The sequence below is a fragment of the Curtobacterium sp. Leaf183 genome (genome assembly GCF_001424385.1).
Lineage (GTDB): Bacteria > Actinomycetota > Actinomycetes > Actinomycetales > Microbacteriaceae > Curtobacterium.
Genome location: NZ_LMPO01000009.1, coordinates 379,231 through 403,628, shown reverse-complemented (window position 1 = coordinate 403,628; position 24,398 = coordinate 379,231). Strand labels below are relative to the sequence as shown.

At 70.4% G+C, this 24,398-nt stretch carries 31 protein-coding genes; 22 read left to right on the top strand and 9 right to left on the bottom strand.

From position 1 onward, the window contains the following. Positions 1-156 precede the first annotated feature (156 nt). Genes fliW through ASG04_RS12820 form a run of 4 tightly spaced genes read right to left on the bottom strand, consistent with a single transcriptional unit; the run spans position 157 to position 3,341 of the window. Positions 157-549, bottom strand: a complete 393-nt coding sequence (fliW, locus tag ASG04_RS12835) for a flagellar assembly protein FliW (RefSeq protein WP_056124972.1) — start codon at positions 547-549, stop codon at positions 157-159. Then, entirely contained in the window at positions 546-1,427 is an 882-nt protein-coding gene (gene flgL / locus ASG04_RS12830; protein ID WP_162241723.1) for a flagellar hook-associated protein FlgL, read from the bottom strand. The genes fliW and flgL overlap by 4 nt, the downstream gene beginning before the upstream one ends. 2 nt (positions 1,428-1,429) lie before the next feature. Then, entirely contained in the window at positions 1,430-2,851 is a 1,422-nt protein-coding gene (gene flgK / locus ASG04_RS12825; protein WP_056124968.1) for a flagellar hook-associated protein FlgK, read from the bottom strand. A gap of 4 nt (positions 2,852-2,855) precedes the next feature. Next, complete coding sequence (locus ASG04_RS12820) at positions 2,856-3,341, bottom strand: flagellar protein FlgN (RefSeq protein WP_056125781.1); 486 nt, start codon at positions 3,339-3,341, stop codon at positions 2,856-2,858. Between the two features lie 449 nt (positions 3,342-3,790). On the opposite strand from ASG04_RS12820, the gene ASG04_RS12815 reads away from it, so the two are divergent. The 19 genes from ASG04_RS12815 to ASG04_RS12725 all read left to right on the top strand — a co-directional run bounded on the left by ASG04_RS12815 (position 3,791) and on the right by ASG04_RS12725 (position 19,284). Next, positions 3,791-4,609 carry a sigma-70 family RNA polymerase sigma factor gene (locus ASG04_RS12815; RefSeq protein ID WP_056124967.1) on the top strand — a complete coding sequence of 273 codons (819 nt, stop codon included), beginning with the start codon at positions 3,791-3,793 and terminating at the stop codon, positions 4,607-4,609. Between the two features lie 127 nt (positions 4,610-4,736). Then, the gene (locus ASG04_RS12810; RefSeq protein WP_056124964.1) at positions 4,737-5,897 is read left to right on the top strand and encodes a flagellin; all 1,161 of its coding nucleotides are present in this window, start codon (positions 4,737-4,739) and stop codon (positions 5,895-5,897) included. Positions 5,898-5,995: 98 nt separating this feature from the next. Further along, the gene (gene fliD, locus ASG04_RS12805; RefSeq protein WP_056124961.1) at positions 5,996-7,399 is read left to right on the top strand and encodes a flagellar filament capping protein FliD; all 1,404 of its coding nucleotides are present in this window, start codon (positions 5,996-5,998) and stop codon (positions 7,397-7,399) included. Between the two features lie 13 nt (positions 7,400-7,412). Further along, positions 7,413-7,838 carry a flagellar export chaperone FliS gene (gene fliS / locus ASG04_RS12800; protein ID WP_056124959.1) on the top strand — a complete coding sequence of 142 codons (426 nt, stop codon included), beginning with the start codon at positions 7,413-7,415 and terminating at the stop codon, positions 7,836-7,838. Beyond that, positions 7,828-8,142: a hypothetical protein gene (locus ASG04_RS12795; RefSeq protein WP_056124956.1), complete on the top strand. Its 315-nt coding sequence runs from the start codon at positions 7,828-7,830 to the stop codon at positions 8,140-8,142. Before fliS ends, ASG04_RS12795 begins: the two co-directional genes overlap by 11 nt. A gap of 320 nt (positions 8,143-8,462) precedes the next feature. Then, complete coding sequence (locus ASG04_RS12790) at positions 8,463-8,807, top strand: flagellar basal body rod protein FlgB (RefSeq protein WP_056124953.1); 345 nt, start codon at positions 8,463-8,465, stop codon at positions 8,805-8,807. Beyond that, positions 8,804-9,199 (top strand): flagellar basal body rod protein FlgC, encoded by a 396-nt coding sequence (locus tag ASG04_RS12785; RefSeq protein ID WP_056124952.1) that lies wholly within the window; start codon positions 8,804-8,806, stop codon positions 9,197-9,199. Before ASG04_RS12790 ends, ASG04_RS12785 begins: the two co-directional genes overlap by 4 nt. Next, on the top strand, positions 9,199-9,528 hold the full coding sequence (gene fliE, locus ASG04_RS12780; RefSeq protein WP_056124949.1) for a flagellar hook-basal body complex protein FliE: 330 nt from the start codon (positions 9,199-9,201) through the stop codon (positions 9,526-9,528). Before ASG04_RS12785 ends, fliE begins: the two co-directional genes overlap by 1 nt. Beyond that, the gene (gene fliF / locus ASG04_RS12775; RefSeq protein ID WP_056124947.1) at positions 9,528-11,201 is read left to right on the top strand and encodes a flagellar basal-body MS-ring/collar protein FliF; all 1,674 of its coding nucleotides are present in this window, start codon (positions 9,528-9,530) and stop codon (positions 11,199-11,201) included. The genes fliE and fliF overlap by 1 nt, the downstream gene beginning before the upstream one ends. An 8-nt stretch (positions 11,202-11,209) precedes the next feature. Then, positions 11,210-12,232 (top strand): flagellar motor switch protein FliG, encoded by a 1,023-nt coding sequence (fliG, locus tag ASG04_RS12770; protein ID WP_056124945.1) that lies wholly within the window; start codon positions 11,210-11,212, stop codon positions 12,230-12,232. Further along, entirely contained in the window at positions 12,225-12,884 is a 660-nt protein-coding gene (locus ASG04_RS12765) for a hypothetical protein (protein WP_056124943.1), read from the top strand. The genes fliG and ASG04_RS12765 overlap by 8 nt, the downstream gene beginning before the upstream one ends. Next, the gene (locus ASG04_RS12760) at positions 12,881-14,209 is read left to right on the top strand and encodes a FliI/YscN family ATPase (RefSeq protein ID WP_056124940.1); all 1,329 of its coding nucleotides are present in this window, start codon (positions 12,881-12,883) and stop codon (positions 14,207-14,209) included. The genes ASG04_RS12765 and ASG04_RS12760 overlap by 4 nt, the downstream gene beginning before the upstream one ends. Continuing rightward, a complete protein-coding gene (locus tag ASG04_RS12755; protein ID WP_056124936.1) occupies positions 14,209-14,640 on the top strand; it encodes a flagellar FliJ family protein in 432 nt (143 codons plus the stop codon). Before ASG04_RS12760 ends, ASG04_RS12755 begins: the two co-directional genes overlap by 1 nt. Beyond that, the gene (locus ASG04_RS18045) at positions 14,637-15,371 is read left to right on the top strand and encodes a C40 family peptidase (RefSeq protein ID WP_056124934.1); all 735 of its coding nucleotides are present in this window, start codon (positions 14,637-14,639) and stop codon (positions 15,369-15,371) included. The genes ASG04_RS12755 and ASG04_RS18045 overlap by 4 nt, the downstream gene beginning before the upstream one ends. After that, positions 15,368-16,810: a flagellar hook-length control protein FliK gene (locus ASG04_RS12745; RefSeq protein WP_156463662.1), complete on the top strand. Its 1,443-nt coding sequence runs from the start codon at positions 15,368-15,370 to the stop codon at positions 16,808-16,810. The genes ASG04_RS18045 and ASG04_RS12745 overlap by 4 nt, the downstream gene beginning before the upstream one ends. A 25-nt stretch (positions 16,811-16,835) precedes the next feature. After that, positions 16,836-17,267: a flagellar hook assembly protein FlgD gene (locus ASG04_RS12740; protein WP_056124927.1), complete on the top strand. Its 432-nt coding sequence runs from the start codon at positions 16,836-16,838 to the stop codon at positions 17,265-17,267. A 50-nt stretch (positions 17,268-17,317) separates the two neighbouring features. Then, positions 17,318-18,493, top strand: a complete 1,176-nt coding sequence (locus ASG04_RS12735) for a flagellar hook protein FlgE (protein ID WP_056124924.1) — start codon at positions 17,318-17,320, stop codon at positions 18,491-18,493. 112 nt (positions 18,494-18,605) lie between these two features. After that, positions 18,606-18,896: a hypothetical protein gene (locus tag ASG04_RS12730; protein WP_056124921.1), complete on the top strand. Its 291-nt coding sequence runs from the start codon at positions 18,606-18,608 to the stop codon at positions 18,894-18,896. 19 nt (positions 18,897-18,915) lie between these two features. Beyond that, positions 18,916-19,284, top strand: a complete 369-nt coding sequence (locus ASG04_RS12725; RefSeq protein ID WP_156463661.1) for a hypothetical protein — start codon at positions 18,916-18,918, stop codon at positions 19,282-19,284. A 199-nt stretch (positions 19,285-19,483) separates the two neighbouring features. On the opposite strand, the gene ASG04_RS12720 is transcribed toward ASG04_RS12725, so the two are convergent. Both ASG04_RS12720 and ASG04_RS12715 read right to left on the bottom strand, forming a co-directional pair. Continuing rightward, positions 19,484-20,059, bottom strand: a complete 576-nt coding sequence (locus ASG04_RS12720; RefSeq protein ID WP_056125780.1) for a VanZ family protein — start codon at positions 20,057-20,059, stop codon at positions 19,484-19,486. 246 nt (positions 20,060-20,305) lie between these two features. Further along, complete coding sequence (locus tag ASG04_RS12715) at positions 20,306-20,761, bottom strand: hypothetical protein (RefSeq protein ID WP_156463660.1); 456 nt, start codon at positions 20,759-20,761, stop codon at positions 20,306-20,308. Positions 20,762-20,906: 145 nt separating this feature from the next. Between ASG04_RS12715 and ASG04_RS12710 the strand changes: the two genes are divergently transcribed. Then, on the top strand, positions 20,907-21,257 hold the full coding sequence (locus tag ASG04_RS12710; protein ID WP_056124912.1) for a hypothetical protein: 351 nt from the start codon (positions 20,907-20,909) through the stop codon (positions 21,255-21,257). Between the two features lie 57 nt (positions 21,258-21,314). Here the strand turns inward: ASG04_RS12710 and ASG04_RS12705 are convergent, their stop codons facing one another. Next, entirely contained in the window at positions 21,315-21,635 is a 321-nt protein-coding gene (locus tag ASG04_RS12705) for a hypothetical protein (RefSeq protein ID WP_156463659.1), read from the bottom strand. 458 nt (positions 21,636-22,093) lie between these two features. On the opposite strand from ASG04_RS12705, the gene ASG04_RS12695 reads away from it, so the two are divergent. Continuing rightward, positions 22,094-22,468, top strand: coding sequence for a hypothetical protein (locus ASG04_RS12695; RefSeq protein WP_056124903.1), 375 nt, complete (start codon positions 22,094-22,096; stop codon positions 22,466-22,468). A gap of 29 nt (positions 22,469-22,497) precedes the next feature. On the opposite strand, the gene ASG04_RS12690 is transcribed toward ASG04_RS12695, so the two are convergent. Next, the gene (locus tag ASG04_RS12690; protein ID WP_056124901.1) at positions 22,498-23,010 is read right to left on the bottom strand and encodes a hypothetical protein; all 513 of its coding nucleotides are present in this window, start codon (positions 23,008-23,010) and stop codon (positions 22,498-22,500) included. Positions 23,011-23,153: 143 nt separating this feature from the next. Then, positions 23,154-23,960, bottom strand: a complete 807-nt coding sequence (locus ASG04_RS12685; protein ID WP_056124898.1) for a hypothetical protein — start codon at positions 23,958-23,960, stop codon at positions 23,154-23,156. Positions 23,961-24,072: 112 nt separating this feature from the next. Between ASG04_RS12685 and ASG04_RS12680 the strand changes: the two genes are divergently transcribed. Next, positions 24,073-24,291, top strand: a complete 219-nt coding sequence (locus ASG04_RS12680; protein ID WP_200938506.1) for a hypothetical protein — start codon at positions 24,073-24,075, stop codon at positions 24,289-24,291. Positions 24,292-24,398: the final 107 nt, after the last annotated feature.

Here is a 24,398-nt window from a genome sequence, read left to right as displayed (position 1 = left end):
GCGGTCCGGCGGTGCGACAGGTGCGGTGTCGTACGACATCGAGACTGTCGTTCGGGCGGCGGCCGTCCGGCGGTGCGACAGGTGCGGTGTCGTACGACATCGACAGTGTCGTTCGGGGTCCGGGTCACCGGCGCTCGCCCTCACCACCCCCACCGCCTACGCGCGCGCGAGCTCCGCGCGCAGGGGCAGGTCCTGGTCCTCCAGGATGAACTGGGCGCCGACACCGGTCCGCGCGTTGACGACCACGGGCGCGAGCAGGTTCACCGTCGTGCCGGTGGCACCGGGTGTGGCGACCACGAGCAGCATCGCCTCGGCGGGGTCCGTCAGCTCGATCGAGGACGCCTGGGCATCGGACAGCGACGGCGCGTACGACGGCAGGTGCACGGCCGCGTCGAGCAGGTACAGCCGCGGCTCGGAGGCACCGGACGCCGTGGTGCCCGACCCGACCAGCGTGAACAGCCCGTCGGTGTCGGCGACCGGGGTCAGCGTGAAGGCGTCGAGCGGCTCGAGGCCGAACGGGGCGACGGAGAAGGTGAGGGGGATGCTCATCGGAGGTAGTCCATCAGGGTCGGCTGCAGGACCTTCGCGGTGACGGCGAGGGCTGCCTGGTAGTTGGTCTGCTGCACCTGCAGGTCGAGGACGGCCTTGGCGAGGTCCTTGTCCTCGACCGAGGAGCGTCGTGCCTCGAGGTCGACCGACGCCGACTTGAGCGACGACTGCGCGGCGATCGCGGCGGCGTGCCGGACACCGACGTCCGCTTGGACGCCGCGCACCGTGTCGATGTGGGCGTCGAGGTCGTTCAGACGCGGGTTCACGTCCACCCCGTTCTGCAGGTCGGTGACGATCGAGGTGATGGTGGCGAACACCGAGGCCGTCCCGGAACCGAAGACGGTCGTTCCGGGGGTGTCGACCCGGACCGTGCTGCCGTCACCGATGCGCCGGTCGACGGCGGCGGTCGAGGACGCCCACCCGGTGGTCGGGTCGAACACCGTGGCGGCGGTCGAGGAACCGGCGAAGACCGACCGCGTGCCGTACTTCGCGTTCGCGCTCGACGCCAGGTCGGTCGCGAGCCCCTGGAACTCGGTCACCAGAGCAGCGCGGTCGGCGTCGCCCATCGTGCCGGAGTTCGCCGCCTGGACGGTCAGGTCCCGCACCTTCGACAGCACCGAGTACACGTCGCCGAGGGCGCTGTCGGTCGTCGCGAGCCAACCGGCGGCGTCGTTCGCGTTCCGCGTGTACTGCGCGTTCGCGGCCTGGTCCTTGCGGACCTGCATCGCGGACGCCGTGCCGACGGGGTCGTCGGACGGTCGCCCGATGGCCTTGAGCGTCGTGGCCTGGTCGGTGAGCTGCGCGAGCTTCGCCGCTCCCGCCTGCAGCCGCGAGGTGGCTGCCGCCATGGACATCTGTGTGGTGACGCGGGTGATCATCGTCATCCCCTCCCGACCAGGCCGACGCGGTTGATGAGCGTGTCGAGCATCTCGTCGACGGCGGTCAGGACGCGCGCGGCGCCCTGGTAGGCGTGCTGGTAGCTCAACAGGTTCACGTTCTCCTCGTCGAGGTCGACGCCCGCGCCGGACTGCTGCTGGGTGCGTGCGTTGGTCAGCGCGAGTCCGGAGAGCGTCGCCTCGGACGTGGCCGACCGGGAGGCCGTGCCCACCCCCGCCACGAACGTCGCCCAGGACGCATCGGGGGCGTCCACGGCCGATCCGAGCTGCCCGATGGCGTCCGCGACGGACCCGTCGTGGTCGCCCGCCGCGTTCCGCGTCGCGATGCCCGCGGCATCGGTGGGCAGGACGGTCAGGCCCTGCGCCGCGGGGACCCCGGCGGTCAGGGCGAAGAAGTCGACACCGGTGCTGCCGGCCGGGGTGGTGCCGGCGTGGTGCGCGGCGTTGACCTGCGTGGCGAGCGCCGTCGCGACGCGGTCGTACGCGGCCGAGGCCTGGGCGAGTGCTCCGCCGGTGCCGTTCGCGGCGGCCGGGGCCAGCAGCGAGACGTTGCCGGCGATGGAGCCGCCGCCGAGCGCCACCGCGGACTGCGAGCCCGAGGTCCACGTCAGGGTGACCGCGGCGCCGTCACCGAGGCGGGTCCCGCCTCCGAGGGCGACGGACCGGGCGTCGGTGCCCTGCACGAGCGGGTTGCCGCCGACCAGGACGTCGACGGTGCCGTCCGCGTTGGTGCGGGTGGTGCCTCCGGCCAGCGCGGCGATCTGCTCGGTGAGCTGGTCGCGCTGGTCCATGAGCTCGTTCGCGTTCCCGCCCCCGGCGACGGTGGTGCGGATGCGGCCGTTCAGGTCGGCGACCTGCTTCGCGGCGTCGTTCAGCTGCGTCACCTGCCCGGCGACGGTGGCGCGGACACCGGTCCACTGCGCGTCGACGGCCTTCGAGCCGCTCGACAGGGCTGCGGCCACCGTGCCCGCAGCGCCGATCAGGGCCGTCGAGGCTCCGGGGTCGTCGGTGTGTGCGGACAGGTCGCTCCACGCCGACCACATGGTGTCGAGCTTCGTGGCCAGGCCGTCGGCGCCCGGCTCGTGCAGCCCGGACTCGAGCTGGTCGAGTGCGGTCGCACGGCTGGTGGCGTACGCGGACGACCCGGTGGCGGAGCGCACACCGGCGTCGAGGGTCATCGACCCGAGGCGGGCGATGCCGTCGATCGAGACCCCCTGACCGGCGAGGGCCGCGGTGCCGCGCATGAACCCGGTCTGCACGGCGGGGACCGAGGACTGGGTGACGCGCTGGCGGGTGTACCCGGCGGTGCCGGCGTTGGCGATGTTCTGGCCGGTGACCTCGATGCCGGCGCGGGCTGCGCTCAGCCCGGAGTACGCGGTGGCGAGGGAGCCGAAGGTGCTGACCACGGTGCTACAGGCTCCCGTCGAACAGGCGTGCTCCGGCCGACGCGCGTCCGGAGCTCCCGGTCGCGTCGTAGGTGACCGTGTCGCCGACGGTGCCCGCGAGGGTCTCCTCGGTCGCCTGGGCTGCCGAGCGGAGGAAGCGGTCGTTCTCGTCCTTGAGCGCGCCGATCTGCGTGGTCAGCTCGAGCATCGCCTGCAGGTGTGACGCCAGGATCTCGCCCCAGGGGCCCGAGGGCGCGGCGGCGACCACGTCACGCAGTGGGGCTTCGGGGTCCACGCCCCACTCCTCGGCGACGGCGGCGCTCTGCGCGCTGCGCTCGAGACCCGTGGTGCGGAGCCGCTCGAGCACCTGCTCGACCTCACGACTGGCGTGCGACACCCAGCGGGAGCGGCCGGCTGCGAGCAGCAGCTGCTCCTCCTCGAGCTTGAACGTGAGCAGTTCGAGCAGTTCTCGTTCGCGCCAGAGCACGGCGGACAGGTCGTTCACGCTCATCATCTCCTCCCGGTGTCGGTCGTCCTGTGGACACGAGTGACTATCGGCCGGATGCCCCGCTCCGTAAGTGCGTCGAGGAGCACACGACCAGCCGTCTACGGCGCCACCTCCACTCCGGGGGACAATCTGGCTGTCCAGAGCGGGGATGTCCACCGAAGTGAGGACACCACGAACCCCGTCGTCCCCCCGCACTGGGGACGATCGGAGGGGTGTTCAGGGCTTTGCCAGCCGATACATTCGAGATGCACACCGGGGGACACCCCGGACCGCTCGCGAGGGCGGGACGTGCGCCGCTCGGAGGGAACCGGGCGGTCTTCGGCGTACCGACCGGCCTCCACGCGGCCGGTGTTCGTCGTGCCCAGGACCGGGCCGTGCCAGCACCGGACGGCCCACCGCACGGGCGAACCCACGGACGGGGTCAGACCGATCGAGACGACCAGGGGAAGCGCATGGACCGCACCGAACGCAACGCGATGATCACCGAGCACCTGCCGCTCGTGGGCTACATCGTGTCCGACGTCCGTGCACGAGCCACCCACCTGGACCGGGACGACCTGGCCGCCGTCGGCTCGCTCGCCCTGGTCGCGGCCGCGGAGGCCTTCGACCCGACCCTCGGCGTCCCGTTCGGCGCCTACGCCCGGACCCGCATCACCGGTGCGATCGCTGACGACATGCGCTCGGCCGACTGGGCGAGCCGCGGCACCCGCAAGCGCATCCGCGAGGCCCTCGCGACCCAGGAGGCGCTGTCCTCCCGACTCGGCCGCAGCGTCTCCGTGCAGGAGATCGCCGACGCGATGGGCGTCGACCGTCAGACCGCCGTCGACGCGATGAGCGATGCCGGGCGCACCGTGACCCCGATCGACGAGACGGTGCACGACACCGTCGCCGCCGACCTGCCGCTGCCCGGCGACGACCTTGTCGAGGCCGAGCGCCGCCGCTACCTGCGTGCTTCCGTCCAGGCGCTGCCGGAGCGGATGCGGTACGTCGTCGAGGCCGTGTACTTCGGCGACCGGTCGGTGACCGAGGTCGCCGCCGAGCTGGGCATCACCCACTCGGCGGTCTCGCAGCAGCGCTCCGAAGCGATGCGTCTGCTGCGCGACGGCCTGGCCACCCACTACGGCGACGGTGGCACGGTGCCCGAGCCGGTGTCGCGCACCACGGCCGCGCGCCGCAGCGCATACCTGGCCCGGGTCGCCACGAACGCCGCGGTGGGAGTCGCCCGAGCGGTGCAGGACGCGACGAGCGGCCACCAGGTCGTCGCCAGCTGAGCGTGGAGGACCGGCCCCGAGGAAATCGTGCCGGTTCTCCTAACGCCTCAGGCCTCCCGGTCGACAGGCATCCATGTCAGCCCACGGACGGGCAGACGAAGACCCAGCATTCACGGAGGAAACCACCATGGGTATGTCCATCAACACCAACCTCTCGGCACTCAACACGTACCGGAACCTGAACTCGACGCAGAACGACCTGTCGAAGTCCCTCGAGAAGCTCTCGTCGGGTCTCCGCATCAACCGTGCTGCCGACGACGCGGCCGGTCTGTCGATCTCCGAGGGGCTGAAGTCCCAGGTCGGTGGCCTCACGGTCGCCGCCCGCAACGCACAGGACGGCATCTCCGTCGTGCAGACCGCTGAAGGTGGGCTCACCGAGACCCACTCGATCCTGCAGCGCATGCGCGACCTGGCCGTCCAGGCCGGCAACGACTCGAACAACGCGGCGTCTCGCGACGCCATCAAGACCGAGTCGGACCAGCTCCAGCAGGAGCTCGGCCGCATCGCCTCGTCCACGAACTTCAACGGCACGTCGCTGCTCAACAGCAACGCGACCCTGAAGTTCCAGGTCGGCGCGAACGGTGACGCCAACAGCCAGATCTCGGTCGACCTCTCCGGCGCGAACGTGTCGAAGATCGTCGACAACCTGGCCGGTGGCTCGAGCACCACGGGGACGAAGTTCGACATCGCGGACATCTCGAAGGTCGCCGGCAAGGCGTCGTTCGAGGTCACCAAGGGCGGCGAGACCACCACGGTCCAGACGGCCGACCTCGGTGCCGCGGGCACGTTCGACAGCGTGCAGGGGTACGCCGACGCCCTCAAGGCCGACGCGAACTTCTCGAAGAGCTTCACCGTCACGGTGAACAAGGACGCGAACGGTGCCGGCACCGGCATCACGGTGACCGCGAACAACGGTGGCGACGTCGCCGTCGGCACCCCGGGCACGGGCGTCGCGGGCGGCACGGCCGGCGCCACCTCGACCGGTGGCGTCGCGTTCGACACCGCCGACAAGGCGCAGGCGTCGATCAAGCTGATCGACGAGCAGATCGCCAAGGTCTCCTCGGCCCGCTCCAACCTCGGTGCGATCCAGAACCGCTTCGACCACGCCATCAACGTGACGAACGTGGCCAAGGAGAACCTCACCGCGGCGCAGTCCCGCATCACCGACGTCGACATGGCCGAGGAGATGGTCAAGTACACGCGCGACAACATCCTCAGCCAGGCCGGCACCTCGATGCTCGCGCAGGCGAACCAGAGCACGCAGGGCGTGCTTTCCCTCCTGCGCTAGCCGCGAGCGCACCGCCGTCCGGGGTCGTTCAGGTCCTCCGGGCGGCGGTGCACCCCTCCCTCTTCCCCTCCAGTCCGTAGCGCCCCGGGAGCCCCACGATGTCGACGACGTCAGCGACGGCCAGCAGCCTCGCGATCGACGGCCTGGTCAGCGGGCTGAAGACCACGGACCTCATCAACTCGCTCATGAGCGTCGAGCAGGTCCCGCAGACGCTGCTCAAGAACAAGGTCACCGCGACGACCTCGTTCATCTCCTCGCTGCAGACGCTCAACGGTCTCGTGCAGTCCCTGGCCACGAGGGCGGCGGCTGCGGCCGGGCCGGCGTCGCTCGACGTGTTCTCGGCGACGTCGAGCTCAGCGAACGCGAGTGTCTCGACCGCGGCGAACGCCTCGGCCGGGTCCGTGTCCTTCACGGTCGGGCAGACGGCGGCAGCCCAGGTCGGGGTCACCGCGGCGATGACCGCGTGGGGGTCGCAGTCCGAGCCGCTGACGTTCGTCAGGCCCGACGGCACGACCACCACGGTGACCCCCGCCTCCGGCTCCCTCGACGACACCGTCACGGCGATCAACGGGTCGGCCGCCGGCGTGAGCGCGACGAAGGTCGCCGCCGGGACCGACGCCACCGGCGCCAAGCTGTACCGGCTGCAGCTGACGAGCACGGCGACCGGAGCCGCGGGTGCGTTCACGGTGTACCGGGGGAGCGCCGACCAGGTCTCGGCCGGCACCGCGACGAACGTGCTGACCGAGTCCGGTGCCGCGACGGTCACCGCCGCTGCCGACGCCTCGGTCACGCTGTGGGCCGGCACGGCGGCGGCGCAGACGATCACGAGTGCGACGAACACGTTCGGCGACCTGCTGCCGGGGCTCAGCGTCACGGTGAGCAAGGCCTCGACGGACCCCGTCACGGTCTCGGTCGCGCGGGACACGAGCAAGGCGCAGGCAGTGGCCTCCGGCCTCGTCGACGCGCTCAACGCCGTCGCGAGCTACTACGCGTCGAACACGGGCGTGACGAGCACCACGAGTCCGACCACGGGGGCGACGAGCACCACCGCCGGCGTCCTGCTCGGTGACGCGACCACGCGTTCGGCGATGCAGCGCCTGACGAGCGCGATGTCCACGCCGGTCAACGGGAAGTCGCCGTCGTCCGTCGGGATCACCATCGGCAAGGACGGCACCTTCACGTTCGACGCCGGCGCCTTCCAGAAGGCGCTGGCCGCCGACCCCGCCGGCACGCAGACGATCCTCTCCGGCGTGGCCCAGGCCGTCTCGGACGCCGCGACCGCCGTCAGCGACAAGTACACCGGTTCCATCACCACCGCGATCACCGGACAGCAGTCGGTGGTCAAGGACCTCAACGACCAGATCGACGCCTGGACCGACCGCCTGACCGCGCGACGCGCGACGCTGCAGTCGCAGTACTCGGCGCTCGAGACCAGTCTCAGCAAGCTGCAGTCGCAGTCGAGCTGGCTCACCAGCCAGATCTCCGCGCTGTCGTCGAGCTGAGCGAGGAGACCCCATGTACGACAAGAACACGCTGCGCCGCCGTGCGCAGTACACGAACGAGTCCGTGCTGTCGGCGACGCCGGCCCAGCTCGTCACGATGCTGTACGATCGGCTGCTGCTCGACCTGCACCGAGCCGAGGCAGCGCAGGGGACGAGCGACTGGGACGCCGCCCGCGACCAGCTCCTGCACGCCCAGGCGATCGTCGGCGAGCTGTCGTCGACCCTGCGCATCGACGCATGGGACGGCGGCGAGGGCCTGCTCGCCATCTACAACTACGCCTCGACCTCGCTCATCACGGCGAACGTGCACCGCGACGTCCAGGCGACGCGGGACTGCATCCGCATCCTCGAGCCGCTGCGCCAGGCCTGGCACGACGCCGCCGGCGCGATGACCGCGGCCGCTCCCGCTGCGACCGGTGGGGCACTCGGTGTCGCCTGACGAGACCGCCGACGCGGCGCACCGCGCCGACACGGCGCACCGCGCCGAGTGGGAGGCCGTGCTCACCGTCCTGGAACTGGCGGCGGTCGCCGAGGACCCGGCGCCCTGGCACGCCCCGGCCGGGCTGGGACCGGTGCCGCGCGCCCTGGTGGGGCGGGCCTCCCGGCTGCTCGCCGCGCAGCGGGACCGCATCCAGGCACTCGAACTGCAGCGCCGTGCGACGCTCGACCACCTCGGCGCCCTGCGCCAGGTCGACGCCACGCGCGAGCCGCAGCGCTCCGTGTACCTCGACGCCAGCGCGTAGGCGACTCCGCGCACAGGACAGCTTCGCGCACAGGAAGCCGAATCGCGCATGGCCGGTCGGAACTTCCGACTGACCACGCACGATCCGGCCTGCCGTGCGCGGATCTGCCCGCCGGTCACCACGCGCGGATCGACGCGCCGTGCACGGACTTACCCCCGCACGGGTCCCGGCCCCCGTTCGGGGCGAGCGCTAACGAGCCCCTCGGACCGCTCCGATAGCGCCCCACGAGCACGGATCGCTCGACCACCCGGCCACGGATCGGCCACCACCGCACGACGTCCTCGCCCCCGGGCGGAGCCGTCCTGACGAGGGGTACCCCCGTGTTCGATTCCGTGACGTCGGCCGCGCTGCAGAGCGCGCTCGACGGCCTGTCGATGCGCCAGCGCGTGATCGCGAACAACATCGCGAACGTCAACACCACGAACTACCACGCCGAGAAGGTGCAGTTCGAGGACGCCCTCGCCCAGTCCGTCGTCGACGGGTCCGGCCGCACCACGCCGACCGTCGCACGGAGCCTCGAGCCCACGAACACCAACGGCAACAACGTCAACCTCGACGAGGAGACGCTCTCCAACGTCGACACCGTGCTGCGCTACCAGTTCGCCACGCAGGCGATGAACTCGGAGCTGACGAGCGTCCGCGCCGCGATGCGGACGAACTCGTGACGACCTTCGACGCGATCGGCATCGCGAGCACCGGCCTCACCGTTCACCGGAAGTGGCTCGACGCGATCTCGGACAACATCGCGAACGTCAACACCGTGCGGTCGATGGACGACTCGGCGTTCCAGGCCCGCTACGTCGAGGTCCAGGAGGGCGCCGGCGTCTCCGGCGCCTACGTCAAGGGCGCCGCGTTCGGCAGCGCCGCCGGCCGCGTGACCTACGACCCGGACAACCCGCTCGCGAACGCCGAGGGGTACGTCCGCATGCCGGACATCGACCTCGGCACGCAGATGGCGGACCTCATCATGGCCCAGCGCGGCTACCAGGCGAACGCCGCCGTGGTCGACCGTGCCAAGACCGCCTACGAGGCGGCACTGCAGATCGGGAAGAACTGATGCCCATCGACGCCGTCAACGGCGTGACCACGAACGCGCTCTCCGGCGTGTTCGGCACGTCCCAGGCCACGACGCCCACCACCGGCACGCAGCCCACGACCGGAACCGACGGGTCGTTCGCGGCCACCCTCGGCAACGCCGTCGACGGGCTGCAGGACCTGCAGAGCACGTCGAAGACCCTGGCCGTCAAGGCCGTCACCGGCAACCTCGACGACATCCACGACGCCACCATCGCGTCCACCCGCGCGCAGGTCACGCTCGAGCTCGTGGCCGCCGTCCGCAACAAGGGCGTCGACGCCTTCAACGAGATCATGAGGATGCAGGCCTGATGCCCGCCGCACTGCAGAACCTGTTCGGACGCCTCGGCGCCTACGTCAAGGGCTTCTCCGCCGCCCAGCGCACGATCGCGATCCTGGCGGTCGCGGCGCTCGTGCTCGGCGGGGTCGCCCTGGCCTCGTGGCTCGGCAAGCCGTCCTACGCGCCGCTGTTCACGGGCCTGGCAGCGGCCGACGCCAGCAGCGTCACCGACCAGCTCACCACCGACGGCGTGCCGTTCCAGCTCACCGACGGCGGCGCGACGATCCTCGTGCCGCAGTCGTCGGTGTACACCGAGCGGTTGAAGGCGGCGTCGAACGGCCTGCCGTCGTCGAACGAGGGCGGGTACTCGCTGCTCGACAAGATGGGCGTCACGAGCTCCGAGTTCCAGCAGGACGTGACCTACAAGCGCGCGATCGAGGGCGAGCTCGCGAAGACGATCTCGGCGATGGACGGCGTGCAGACCGCCACCGTGCAGCTCGCGATCCCCGAGAAGTCCGTGTTCGTGTCCGAGGAGAAGGACCCGACCGCGTCGGTGTTCATCGCGACGAAGAACGGCACCGAGCTGACCAGCGACCAGGTGCAGTCGATCGTGCACCTGACGAGCGCCGCGGTCGAGGGCATGCAGCCCACCGACGTGTCCGTCGTCGACGCGAAGGGCCAGACCCTGTCCGCCGTCGGCACCGGGGCGACGGGGAGCGGTGCTGACCAGGCCGCCGACTACGACGCCACCACGTCGAAGAAGATCCAGGACCTGCTCGACACCACGCTCGGCGCCGGCAACGCCAGCGTCGTGGTGTCGGCGACGATGAACCAGAACACGGGCACCCGCACCTCGGAGGCCTACACGACCCCGACGACCGGACCGGTGGCGCTCAACGAGTCGTCGACCACCGAGGAGTACGGCTCCGGCGCGGCCGGCGGCAAGGGCGCCACGGGTGTCCTCGGGCCGGACAACATCGCGGTCCCGAACGGCACGGCGTCCGGTGCCGCGAACGGCGACGGCGGGTACAAGAACGAGTCGGCGACGAAGAACAACGCCGTCGACAAGACCACCGAGACCACGCAGATCCCGTCCGGCGGTGTCGACCGGCAGACCGTCTCGGTCGCCCTCAACAGCAAGGCCGCGTCGGTGCAGAACGCGAACCTGCAGAGCATCAACGACCTGGTGGCCGCGGCCGCCGGGGCCGACACCACCCGCGGCGACCAGGTCAAGGTCGCGATGATGGACTTCGACACGACCACCGCCGACGAGGCCGCCAAGGCACTCAAGGCGCAGCAGGCCGCCGACGAGCAGGAAGCCCTCTGGTCCTCGATCCGCACCGCGGGCATCGCGGTCGGGATTGCGCTGGCGCTGATCGCGCTCATCGTCTTCCTGGCTCGCCGGGGACGCCGTCAGGAGCGCGAGAGCGTCGACGTCGGCGAGCTCGACGCGTTCGGCGCGGCCTTCGAGCTGCCCCTGGCCGTCGACGGCGCCGCCGGTCGCTCCGGACTCGCAGCGGGTGCGGACGCGCCGACGGTCGCACTGCCCACGCTGCCGCACGACGACGCCCCGACCGAGGTCCTGACGACCGACGAGATCAGCGCCGAGCGCCGCCGCCAGGACATCGCGAACCTGGCGGAGCGCGACCCGAAGCGCACGGCCGAGCTCCTCCGTGGGCTCCTCGACGACCGGACCTCGGTGTGAGCGGCCCGATGGCGACCCCGGGCGAGCGGTCCCTCAGCGGTGCGCAGAAGGTCGCGCTGATCCTCATGCAGATGGAGACCGACCGCGCCGCCGAGGTGATGAAGCAGTTCTCCGAGCTCGAGGCGGAGGAGATCTCCGCCGAGATCGTCCGGATGCGCCGGGTCGAGGACACCGTGGTCGACGCCACGATCACCGAGTTCCACCGGATGACGAAGACGGGTCGCACGCAGCGGCGTGGCGGCAAGGACACCGCGCTCGGCCTGCTCGACGCCGCGTTCGGGTCCGAGCGTGCCGCCGGCGTGATGGACCGGCTCGCCTCGAACCTGGCCGGACAGTCCTTCGACTTCCTCGACGACGCCGAGCCCGGGCAGGTCGTCACGCTGCTCGAGGGCGAACTGCCGCAGACGATCGCGCTCGTGCTCGCCCACCTGCAGCCGGGCCAGGCCAGCGCCGTGCTCGCCGGGGTCGACGACCGCGTCCGCACCGACGTCGCGCAGGCGTTCGCCACGATGGGCAGCGCGACCCCCGAAGCCGTCGGGATCGTCGCGGGTGTGCTCCGGCAGCGTGCCGGCGCCGTCGTCTCGCCCCGGGAGAGCGTCGAGGTCGTCGGTGGCATCGCGCCGCTGGTCGACATCATCAACCGCTCGGACGTCGCGACCGAGAAGGCCGTGCTGGACGGACTCGAGGCGCGCGACCCGGAGCTCGCCGAGGACATCCGGTCGCGGATGCTCACCTTCGAGGACATCGTCAAGCTCGAGTCGCGGGACATCCAGCAGGTGCTGCGCGGCATCGACTCGAAGATCCTGGCGACCGCCATGAAGGGCGCCGCCGGGCCGGTGGTCGAGACCATCCGCGCCAACGTCTCGGAGCGCAACCGCTCGCTGCTCGACGACGAGATCCAGGCGATGGGCCCGGTCCGCGTGTCGCAGGTCGAGGAGGCCCGTGCCGAGGTCGTCCGCTCCGTGCGCGAACTCGAGGCCCAGGGCGTCATCACCGTCCACCGCGCCGAGGAGGACGAGCTCGTTGACTGACACCACCTTCGCCCCGCTCGCGTTCCCCGTCGTCGCCGACACGGGGATGCAGCACCGCGTCGCCAGCGCCGAGGTACGTGGACACGCGGCCGGGTACGCCGCGGGGCTCCGCGCCGCACACGCCGAGACCGAGGCGCTGCGTGCCGAGCTCGACGCCGTGCACACGCGGCGCACCGCGCAGCTCGAGTCCGAGTCGGCGCGGCGGCTCGCCGTGCTCGGAGCGATGACGGACGCGCTCGTCGCACGCACCGTGCCGGTGCTCGAGTCAGCCGAGCAGTCGGTGGTCGAGGCCGCCATGGAGCTGGCCGAAGCCGCCGTCGGGTACGCGATCCGTGCCTCCCGTCCGGTGTCCGCGGACGGTCCGGGACCGGACGGAACGGCAGATGACGGACGGGAGGACCGGGTCGGCTCCGGTGCCGAGGCGACCGTTCGCCGTGCCCTCGCCCTGGTCGACCACGCGGTCGCGATCGCGGTCCGGCTCAGCCCGGCGGACGCGGCCGCCGTCGCACATCTCGCGCTGCCGGTCGCGGTCCGCGCCGACCCCGCACTGTCCGACGGCGACGCCGTCGTGGACCTGCCGGACGGTGTGCTCGACGCCCGGATCGCCACCGCGCTCGCCCGCGCGAAGGTCGCGCTGGGGGTCAGCGCATGACCGCCACCCTGCTCCGTCCCCGCGCACTCGACGCCGCCGTGGCACTCGCCGCGCCGCAGCGTGTCGGCGTCGTGACGAGTGCCGTGGGCCTGGGACTGACCGTGACCGGGCTCGACGTCAGTGTCGGCGAGGTCGTGCTGGTCGGCCGCGAGGACGGACCGCAGACCGCCGTCGAGGTCGTCGCCACCGACGCCGCCGGCGTCCGCTGCATGCCGCTCGGTCGCCTGACCGGCGTGACCGCGGGCATGCCGGCGCGCCCGACCGGCCGACCGGTCCTGGTGCCGACCGGACGCGGTCTGTTCGGACGCGTGCTCGACGGGCTCGGCCGACCGATCGACGACCGCGGGCCGCTCGACGCCGACGACTGGGTGGAGCTCGACCACGCCACCCCGAACGCGATGGCACGGACGCGCATCGACACGCCGATGCCGCTCGGCGTGCGCGTGCTCGACACGCTCACGACCGTGGGCCGGGGGCAGCGCATGGGCCTGTTCGCCGGCTCCGGTGTCGGCAAGTCCTCGCTGCTGTCGATGATCGCGCGGGGGAGCGACGCGGCCGTCAACGTCATCGCACTCGTCGGGGAGCGTGGCCGCGAGGTGCGCGAGTTCCTCGAGGACGACCTCGGGCCCGAGGGCCTCGCACGCTCGATCGTCGTCGTGTCGACGTCCGACGAGCCCGCGCTCATGCGCCTGCGTGCCGCGTTCGTCGCAACACGCATCGCCGAGTCGTTCCGCGATGCCGGGCAGGACGTCGTGCTCATGATGGACTCGCTGACCCGCGTCGCGATGGCCCAGCGCGAGATCGGGCTCTCCGTCGGGGAACCGCCGGCCACCCGGGGCTACCCGCCGTCGACGTTCTCGGTGCTCGCCGGGCTGCTGGAGCGTGCCGGGACCGACCGTGTCGGCAGCATCACCGGCATCTACACCGTGCTCGTCGACGGCGACGACCACAACGAGCCGATCGCCGACGCGGCGCGCAGCATCCTCGACGGGCACGTCGTGCTCGACCGGAAGCTCGCCGTGACCGGGCACTTCCCGTCCGTCGACGCGCTCGGGTCGATCTCCCGCGTGGCGTCGAAGGTCACGTCGTCCGAGCAGCGCGCTGCGGCGACGGCGCTCCGGAAGGTGATGGCCGCCCGGAAGGCCGCGCAGGACCTGCTCGACGTGGGCGCCTATCAGCGTGGGTCGAACCCGCTCGTCGACGCCGCGGTCGACCACCAGGACGCGATCGACGCGTTCCTGCGGCAGGGCATGGACGAGCGGGCCACTGCAGCCGGGTCCTGGCAGCTGCTCGACGGTCTGGTCCGTCAGCTCGGGGGTGCCTGATGGCGCGCCGGTTCCCGCTGGCCGGGCTCCTGCGGCTGCGGCACGCCGAGCAGGACCGTGCCGCCGCGAGCCTGGCGACCGCGAACGACCGCGCCCGCGAGGCCGCCGACGCCCGCATCGCCGCCCGCCGCACCCTGCAGGACTCGGGCTCCGCGATGCCGATCGAGGACGCCGCCACGCTCAGCGCCGTCGCCGCCGCACGGGCTGCCACTCGGGGGATGCTCCGGGAACTCGACGCGGTCGTCGAACACCGCCATGCCGACGTCGACCGTGCCCAGGGCGAGTACAACACCGCCCGCCGATCGGCCCTGGGGCTCGAGAAGCTCGAGGAGCAGCACACGGTCCGCACGACGGCCGAGGCACTCCGCACCGAACAGAACGCACTCGACGAGATCGCGGCACGCAGCCGCACCGAAGGGGGGACCCGATGAGCCTGGAAGCCGTCCTGAGCAGGATCTCCGAGATCCGCTCCCAGATCGACACCCTGCAGAGCGGCGGGACGCGCGCGTCGTCGTCGTCCGCCGCCGCGGCGGCGGCAGCATCGTCGTCCGCGTTCGACGCGACCATGGCCGCGACCGGCAGCGCGGCGACGGGGTCCGGCGTGACCACCGGCGCCGCGGCCGGCACCGCGTCCGCAGCGCCCGCGACGTCCGTGGACGCCGGCAAGGGCACCGTCGCGACCGGCAGCGGGAAGACCGGCGACGACGTCGTGGCCGACGCGAAGAAGTACCTCGGCGTGCCGTACGTCTTCGGCGGCACCACGACGGCGGGCATGGACTGCTCGGGCCTGGTGCAGACCGTGTTCAAGGACCTCGGCGTGACCATGCCCCGTGTCGTGCCGGACCAGGCGAAGATGGGCGTCGCGGTGCCGTCCCTGGCGCAGGCGCAGCCCGGCGACCTCATCATCCCGAAGGGCGAGGGGCACGTCGTCATCTACGTCGGCGACGGCAAGGTGCTGCACGCCCCGCGTCCGGGCAAGGACGTCCGGATCGTCGACAACTGGTACAAGGACTCCGACATCGCCACCATCCGGCGCATCGTCCCGTCCGCCCAGGAGGCCGCCGCCACGAAGGCCGCGTCGGCCGTCGGTGTCGGCGGATCCGGAACCGACCTGCAGACCGCGGCGCTGATGTCCCTGATGCAGTCGGGGAGCGCGGCATGAGCCCCACGATGACCATCGCCCCGAGCACACCCGCACCGTCGGGTCGTGCCGGTACCGCGCCGGCCGCCGACCCGGCCGCGTCGGCGGCCGACTTCATCGCGGCGATGACCGCGGTCGACACCGGGTCCCCGGAGCAGCAGGGTGCGCCGAGGAAGGGCGCGCCCACCGACACGACCGACACTGCCCCCGCGTCCGCCGATGACCCGGCGGCGTCGGCAGCGTCGGCTGCATCCGCCGCGCAGGTCGCCGGACTGGCCGCGCTGTTCGGATCGGCCGTAGCGACGGCTGCCGGTGCTCCCGCGCCGACTGCTGCTGGTGTTCCCGCGCCGGCAGCTGCTGCCGCTGCTGCACCCACTGTCGGTGCCAGCGTCGCTGCGTCGCCTGCTGCACAGGCGGACACCACGCCGGCTCCGTCGACCTCGGGCGCCCGGGTTGCCCAGGACCCGATCGCCACGGGTCCCGGTGCGCCGGGTGCCGCTCCGGCGGGCGCCTCGCACGCTGCACCGCCCGAGGACAGCGCGACGGACCGAGGCGTGGCGAGCACCGGCACGGGACCGGCGGCCGCCGCCGCTGCGCCGACAGCCGTCGTCGCTGTCGCGTCGACCCCCGCCGCGGCGGAGGGAACGCGAGTCGTGCCGACCGCGGACCGCCCCGCGGACCGAGCATCGGCGAGCACGAGCACGAGTGCGAGTGCGAGCTCGACCACGACCACCAGCCCGGGAACGACCGCTGCGTCGGCCACGACGTCGGCAACCCCGTCCGCCGCGGTGATCGGGACGACGAGGACGACCGCGACGGCCCCGACGACGACCGCGACCGCGACGGCCGCCACGACCACGGCACTCCAGCCCCGCCGCATCGCCGGCGCGACCGGACCTGCCCAGGGCGAACCGAGCCTCCAGGCCGCGACGGCCCCGGCGGCCGCGGCGGCGGACGTGCCCTTCGCACTGCCGACCGTCCAGGGTCCGACGGCGGCCCCGGCCACCACAGCGGCGCAGCCGACGGCCCCCGCCGCGCCGGCCCCGCTCACCCAGCAGCTCGCGCGCCCCGTGTTCGCACTCGCGCAGGCCGGCCCGGGCGAGCACGTCGTCACGGTGCAGGTCGTGCCGGACAGCCTGGGCCCCGTCACGGTCCGCGCCCACGTCACCGCGCACGGCATGCACGTCGAGCTGTTCGCGGCCTCGGATGCCGGGCGCGACGCCGTGCGGCAGGTCCTGCCGGACCTGCGGCGCGAGGGCAGCGCCGTCTCGACCACCCTCGACCTGTCCTCGCAGAACCACCCGGGGCAGTCGGCCGGCCAGTCCGCCGCCCGCGACGGACGTCCGACCACCGGCCCGGCAGCCACGCCGGCCGACCGGGAGGACCCACCCACCACCACCCCGCCCGCCCGCTCCGCCACCAACCCAGTCCGCACCGCGGGACTCGACGTCCTCGCCTGACCCGGATCACGACAAGGAACCCACCATGCCCCTCGACGGGATCACCGGCAGTGTCGACCAGGCCACACAGGCCGCCGCCCTCGCTGCGAACGCCACGACGAAGAAGTCCCAGACGATGGACTCCGAGGTCTTCATGAAGCTGCTCGTCACGCAGCTGCAGAACCAGGACCCCTCCTCGCCGATGGACACCAACCAGATGATCAGCCAGCAGACGCAGCTCGCGATGATGGAGCAGATCACCAACCAGACCACGACGGGGAACGAGAACTTCTCGCTGCAGATGCGCATCGCTGCCGCGAACCTCGTCGGCAAACAGGTCAGCTACACGGACGCGACCTCGGGGGCATCCGTCACGGGCACCGCATCGGCCGTGTCCTACGCGCAGAGCGTGCCGACCGTCACCGTGAACGGGAAGGAGGTCGATCTCGACGTGATCTCCGGTATCAAGACCGCCTGACCTCCCCTTCGCTCTCTCTCACCACTGTCTCGTTCTGGAAGGAACACCCCATGCTCCGCTCGCTCTACTCCGGGATCTCCGGACTCCGCTCCCACCAGGAGATGCTCGACGTCACGGGCAACAACATCGCCAACGTCAACACCGTCGGCTTCAAGGCCTCGACCACCGTCTTCCAGGACACCCTGTCGCAGATGACCCAGGGTGCCGGCGGACCGCAGACCGGCATCGGCGGCACCAACCCGGCCCAGATCGGCCTGGGCGTGCAGGTCGCCGGTGTCTCCACCAACTTCGCCCAGGGCTCGGCACAGGCCACGGGCAAGGCCACCGACCTGATGATCTCGGGCGACGGCTTCTTCGTGACCCGGCTCGGCAACGACACCGTCTACAGCCGCGCCGGCGCGTTCGACTTCGACGCGAACGGCCGACTCGTCAGCTCCGACGGCAAGATCGTGCAGGGCTACTCAGCCCAGAACGGCGTCGTGAACGACGGGGGAGCGCTCTCCGACATCACCCTGCCGCTGCAGGCCGCGGCGCCCGCCACCGCCACCACCTCGGCGACCGTCGCGGGCAACCTGCCCTCGGACACCGCGGTCAACGAGACGATCAACCGCGACGCGACCGTGTACGACCAGTACGGCACGAAGCACACGCTGTCCCTGGCGTACAAGCGCACCAACGACGGCTGGTCCGTCTCGGCGTCGAACGGTCAGGGCACCTCGGCCACCGGGAACATCACCTTCGGCGCGGACGGCAAGATCACCGCCGGTGCGACCCTGGCGGTCGGCGGCATCACGGTCGACATGACGCAGCTGTCCGGCTTCGCGTCGCTGAACACCGCCTCGATCGCGTCGCAGAACGGCCACGAGGCCGGCTCGCTGCAGAACTACACCATCTCGAAGGACGGCACCGTGATGGGCACGTTCTCGAACGGCTCCTCGATGGCGCTCGGCCGCATCGCCCTGGCCACGTTCGCCAACCCGGCCGGGCTCGAGAAGACCGGGGCGTCGGGCTACCGCGCCACGGCCAACTCCGGCCAGGCGCAGGTCGGCGTCCCCGGGTCAGCCGGCATCGGTTCGCTGGCGGCCGGCACGCTGGAGATGTCGAACGTGGACCTGTCGCAGGAGTTCACGAACCTGATCGTCGCGCAGCGCGGCTTCCAGGCGAACGCGCGCATCATCACCACCTCGGACGAGGTGCTGCAGGAGCTGACGAACCTGAAGCGGTAGTCGCGGTCGCTGCGGCGACGATCGGACGGACAGGAGGCGCGGTGCCGGCTGGCACCGCGCCTCCTGTCAGGTGCCTTTCCCGGCCACGAGGGCACGCAGGACGGCAGTCCTGATGGCGGCGGCGTCGCGCTCGTCATGGTCGACCAGCAGCGCGCGCTGCCTCGACGTCGCGTTCGAGGTCGCCACCGCGTACTGCACCAACGAGGACAAGGCGCACGACTGCCCGAGCTGGGTGGACTCGGCGTTCCAGAACCCCGTCGATCGCGACTCGGGCAAGCGTGTGGCGGCGCAGTCCGACACGGACACCGACGCGACCGATGGCTCCGTCACGCTCAGCTATCAGCCGCTCGGTCCCGTCACCGAGCCGTCGTCCGGTGAATCCGGACTCGACGCCGACGACTGAGCGTGCTTGCATCGTGACCATGGATGACGCGACCGCAGACGACCGGCGCGCGTACACGGAAGCGTTCATCGCCCAGCTTCAGCACCTGTTCCAGACCGACACGGACTGGAACACGGGCATGGAATGGGTCGGTGCGCGCGCTCTCACGGATGACGTTGCCGTCGTGCTCTACCGGGATCGGCCGGACGGCCCCGTGCTTGGCCGCCGCTACGACCTTCCGCGAGAATGCGCACTGTTCACCGACAACACTGCGGAAGCGGTAGCAGCTGAGGCGTGGACGGGGGACTTCGTTGACCCGTCCGGTCCGGGCGAACCCCGCGCTGTGGATTGGGCTGATGGCCTCTGCGACGACCCCAGTGACGTGCGCTGGGTTGGAGTGGCGGCCTAGCTCTCAGACGGCCGGCAGGGGTGGGTGTGGCGAGACGCTACACCCACCCCTGCTGTGATTTTGACCGACGACCGCCTCAGGTGGTGCAGCCGCTGGATGTACCCCGAAACCACTGGTCGGCCTGCAGGGATCGCGCGAGGACCCAGCACCGGAGACGGCCGTCCGGTTAACGATCCCCAAGCGGGCGCTGCTCCGCGGTTTAGGCGGTGGGTGCTGCCCCGGGGTTCGTGTGCCAGCGGAACCGGTCCGCGAGTGCGGACAAGATCGGTACAAGTGTGAGCAGAACGAAGATTACGTAGCCGAGGATTCCCCCGAAGGTGTTCCAGATGAAGTCGTTGACGTCAGCGACGTGACCACCGGAGAACAGCTTCTGCGCGGCGAGTTGCAGTAGCTCGATTGTCAGGCTGACCACCGCCGAGGTCAGCAGCACCTTCCACCAGGACGGCCGGCGCATCAGAAGCGGTATGAGGATGCCGAGCGGTATGAACACCGCCAGGTTGGTGAGCGCGTCCGCGAGCTCGTAGTCCTGGAGCGGGATCAGTGCCAGCGCCGGCTCCCATGGCTCAGACCTTGGCGTCGGGTTGAGAAAGATCGGGAAGACCGTGTTCGCGAAGATTCCCGCGGCGTAGACGGCGATGGCGGCCGCGACAGCCGCGCGCGGCCGGGTGAAACGTTGCCCCCTGAGCAGGAGCGCAAGCTGGATGAGGAACACGACGGCGCCGACGGGGACAGCGACCGGTAGGACGGGGACTTCGCCGAACGGGTTAGTAGACATCCGGGGAAGCCTAGTGACGCTGAGCTGCTGCAAGGATCTGATGACCGTGGACGGTCTCGGTAACCGATCCCGGGGATCGATTATTCGGGTACACGAACGTGGCTCGACCGAGCCACGTTCCGGCACTGGTGGCGGTCCGGAACGGAAAGCGCGGCCAGCTGAGACCCGTTCCGCTTGGGGATCGACTACCGGACGCTCACGGAACTTTTCTGTCGGGACCAACGGCTCAAGCCAGCCGCACGCCGATCAGCCGCCCCGGATACGGTCCTTCCGGTACCTATCCAGCCGCATGACAGACTCCTCCGCGGAACGTCGTGCGGCGGCCGCGAACGGGCCAGGAGATACCCAGAAGGCCGTGAGCAGCAAGTATCGCCTCCGGCCTCTCTTGAACCACTCGATGGATGGCAACGCCGTGACATCCTGAGGCATCGGCATGGACGAGATGGCTGAGTACGGGATCTGACGCGACCAAAACAGACCGCGCACGAGGAAACGGTCGGGGAGAGCTTCGACGCCGAGTCGCAATGCCCGACAGGTGAACCAGCCTCCACTGCCTACCCCAAGGATCAGGAACGCGGGAGCGAGGTAGGGAAGGGGCTGGTCCTCACGTGCCGCAACGGCCACGATGATGCCGACCCAAGCGACGGCGACGCCGAAGAAGGCCGAGCCGTAGCGCACTGCGTGCGGTCCGAGAACGATCACCCGCCGATCATCGCACTCACTACGAGCAGGTTCGAAGCACAGTACCCAAGTACCCAAGAGCCCGCGCAGCTACCCGTTAGCCGATCCCTCACCGGACGCACGCTCCGCCGTCGACCTCGAGCGGATCGGCACTTACGCTCGGTACATGCAGGAAAACGCCATGGATGCGTGGTTCGGGGTCCGGTGCGTCTTCCTCCACGGCGAGAGCATCTACGAGGAGCGCATCGTGATCGTCATCGCCTCTGACTTCGATCAGGCGATCGCGAAGGCCGAGGACGAGGCCACTGAGTACGCCGAAGGGTTGAACGCTGAGTACGTCGGGCTCGCTCAAGCCTTCGCGCTCTTTGACGCCCCCGGAGACGGTGCAGAGGTGTTCTCGCTGATGCGCGACTCTGACCTTCCCCCTGACGAGTACCTCACCGCGTTCTTCGAAACGGGAGACGAGCGGCAGTCTGACGTGGACTCCTCCCAGAGCTCCGCCGGGCTGTCCCGGTAGCCGATCGGCTGTCGGACACCCGGAACGTCGCGCCATGGCAACGCTGCTTCTACGCCGTTAGCGGTCCCATTGCCAGTCTTCAAGGCGAGCGTGCACGGGAACCATGCTGAGGTACAGTCCGCTCCAGCCTTCCTGTTCCAAAGCCTCAAGGCATCTTCGTGCCTGCTCTTCGTCCACGAACGCGCCGAGCTGCCCAGTCGCTGGGCTATCTGGGTCGGCTTGCTCGAACTGGACTGCCCAGACCAGCCCGGAGGTGTAGCCGGGAGGCAGGAGCATGAAGAAGCTTCGCCAGGTACGGAAGTGCCAGCGGCCGAGTTGGACTCGGATGTAGCGCCAGGACTGCACCTCGAACGTGAACACCTCGATATCGAAGCACACGAGGCGCACCTGCTAGCCCATCCGCGACCGGACAGCGCTCAGGTCGACGGAGCGGCGTCGGGGCCGAGCGCGGTCACTGTCCCGAGGAACCGGGCCGGTTCCTCGTCATCAGTGAGGGTCACGGGAGTGAGCTCAGAAACCGGAATCAGCCCACGCGCTCCCTCATCTGTCCTGAACCACACCGCGGGAACGGGCTCGCGGCCCTCCTCTGCTGCCAGCAGAGCAGCGGCTGCGAGCCGCGGCCAGTGCGCCTCCTGCTCCGCAGAGACACCCATCGCTACCGTCTGAATCGTCAACACGCGCACACGTTCATAGTGCGCCGAAACGTGCTCGAGCGCGTCCCGTATGCCGATCGGCTACCGGACGCGGCCATCCAACATCTGTGTTGGGAGCTCAGCTTGCGGACCAATCATCCGCGCGCCGAAGCCGCTGCGCGGACCACCTGTCATCATTTGGGCGTGACGATTCGCTCCTTGGAAGACCTCGATGACGCCACATTCGACATCGCCGATGCTCGCATCGTCGACGGCAGCGTCACGCTGCAGGGTTTCGTGGAGGAACCGGTCCCAGGATGGGGCGTCGCACGCCTCCCTGTCTCGCTCCACGTTCCGCGCGCGCTCGAACTCGACGTCAACGATGAGTCCGGCACTGGGTCTCTCGTCCTCGAACGCATCGCGATAGAGCTAACGGGGGTGCTCCTTGAGGGAGTGATTCCCTGTCGCGTCAAAATCGCAACGTCAGGACCGAGCGAGGTCACGTTCGACGTGGGCGAAGAGCCGATCGCGGTGCGCCGCCTGGGACGCTGGCGGCCTATGGCCGGCGAGTCTCAGTAGCGGATCGTCGACCGGGACGGGTTGCAGGGCTAGCTGCCGAAGCTGACGTCCTCCGGGCACGGCGGCTGGTCGTCTCCCGCCGTGAACCCTTCGAAGCTGCTTCGGACCGGCGCTCTACCGCCCGCACAAGGCACCAGGTGCGAACGGTCAAGGTCCTTCCCGGAGTCGAGAAAGACCCACCGGGTGAAGCGCAGCGGCCAAACCCAGTCATCACGGCGAACGACGCGTTCCGCCTGCTGCACAATCCACCGAGAGACACGGTCGGCGGTACGCTCGGCGCCGTGCTCTCCGGCAGGTTCGAGCACATCGACGTTCCCGTCGATCGGCCCGACGTCGTCGTAGTGCTTCTCGTCTCCCCAGCGGCACTCGGCGACGAAGCCGTCGTCATCGTGCGTGAATGTGACCCACAGCCATCGGAGATCAGTCGTCAGGTGAGGGAGTTCAACGCCTACGAACGGCAAGGCGATCTCGAGCGCGACGGACTGCTCCGCGCTCAGGCCGAGCCGCTGCCAACCCGTTGCGTGCTGACGGAGTTGCCGCACAAAGTGCGCATCCTGCGCATCTGCGGTCCTGACCCCTGGGAACCAATCCAAGTCAGACACAGCAGAAGGTTGGCATCTGCGACCGACCGCCGGCAACCCAACCTCGTCTCGGCAACCGATCCCTCACCGGGCGTCTGGTCGTCTCAGAGCCCTGGTGTCGGGTGTCGGCGGGGGTTGAGGAGATCGCCGTCCCAGCTCAGGTCGTCATCTTCGTGCACCTCGAAGGCTTCGAAGTGTGCGTCCGCGACGATGCTGTCGACGAGTGTGCGTGAGCCGGCGACGATCGTCGAGTCCCAGTCTTCCTCGGAAGCGACGACCCAAGTGTGATCCTCGGGCCAGATCAGCGACGTGTATGGCCCTTCCTGTCCGTCGCGGCTGCATTCCCATCCAGGCACGGTGCGGTGCGCCCACGTCGGGTCCGCAAGCTCGCGAAGGCTTGAGCTGAACAACCACATGTCCCGACCGGGCCAGGGCATCTGCATGCGAGCGTGCGCGCATGCTCCCACCCCCTCGGCCCAGGGCGGGTTGCCGGTGCCTTCCCACGCTCCGATGACCAGGTCGTCCGGGGTCCGTGTCGCGGCCCGCAGGTGCGTGGTCAGGACCGCGAGATCCTCCGGGTCGAACCACCCATCGTCGGACTGACCAACCCTCCACCCATCCGACCAGTCCCTGGTCTGCTCTTCGTCAGTGATGCGCCACCACTGCACCAGGGAATGCATCACCCGGCCGTTGCGGCGCGCGACCTCAGCCCACCGCCAACGCGTGTGCTCAACATCGACGGGATTGCCCCACTCGTCGACCGCGTTCGGTCTAATTCGGTGCGCATCCACCGGGTGCAGCAGCCGCACGTACGCCTCGAAGCCCGTGCCAGCGACACCGCCGACAGTCGCCCATCGGCCGGCGCGCTCGACAAGCCACGCACCGCGGACGGCCTCGGTCAGCAGAATCACCCGGTCAGCATGGCACGGCAGCCGTGGGTGTCTCGCGCGAAGCAGTCCCAATTGCCGACCGGCAATCGGACCGGCGCAATCGGCGCTTGAGGGCACAGCTATGGTCGGGAGCGTGGAGCGTATGGATTGGACGATCAACCACTTCTCGCAAAGCAACCCCGCAGGCGAAGGGCAAGGAGATGTTGCTGCCCTGCTGCGACGAGTTGCGCAGACCATCGATGATCTCGGCGATGTGTCGATCGAGGACGTGACGTTTGCGAGCAACGTGACCAATGGGGAGGACGACCTTGCGATGACTGTCTACTACCACCTCGAGCCCCGCCGGCGCTGACCAGATGGGAAGCCCCTCGCGGCGTCCCGATAACCGATCGCCCACCGGACGGCGGCATCATCTTTCGCCTTGCTGGACTCCCCGTGCGCTTAGGGTGAGGAGATCAT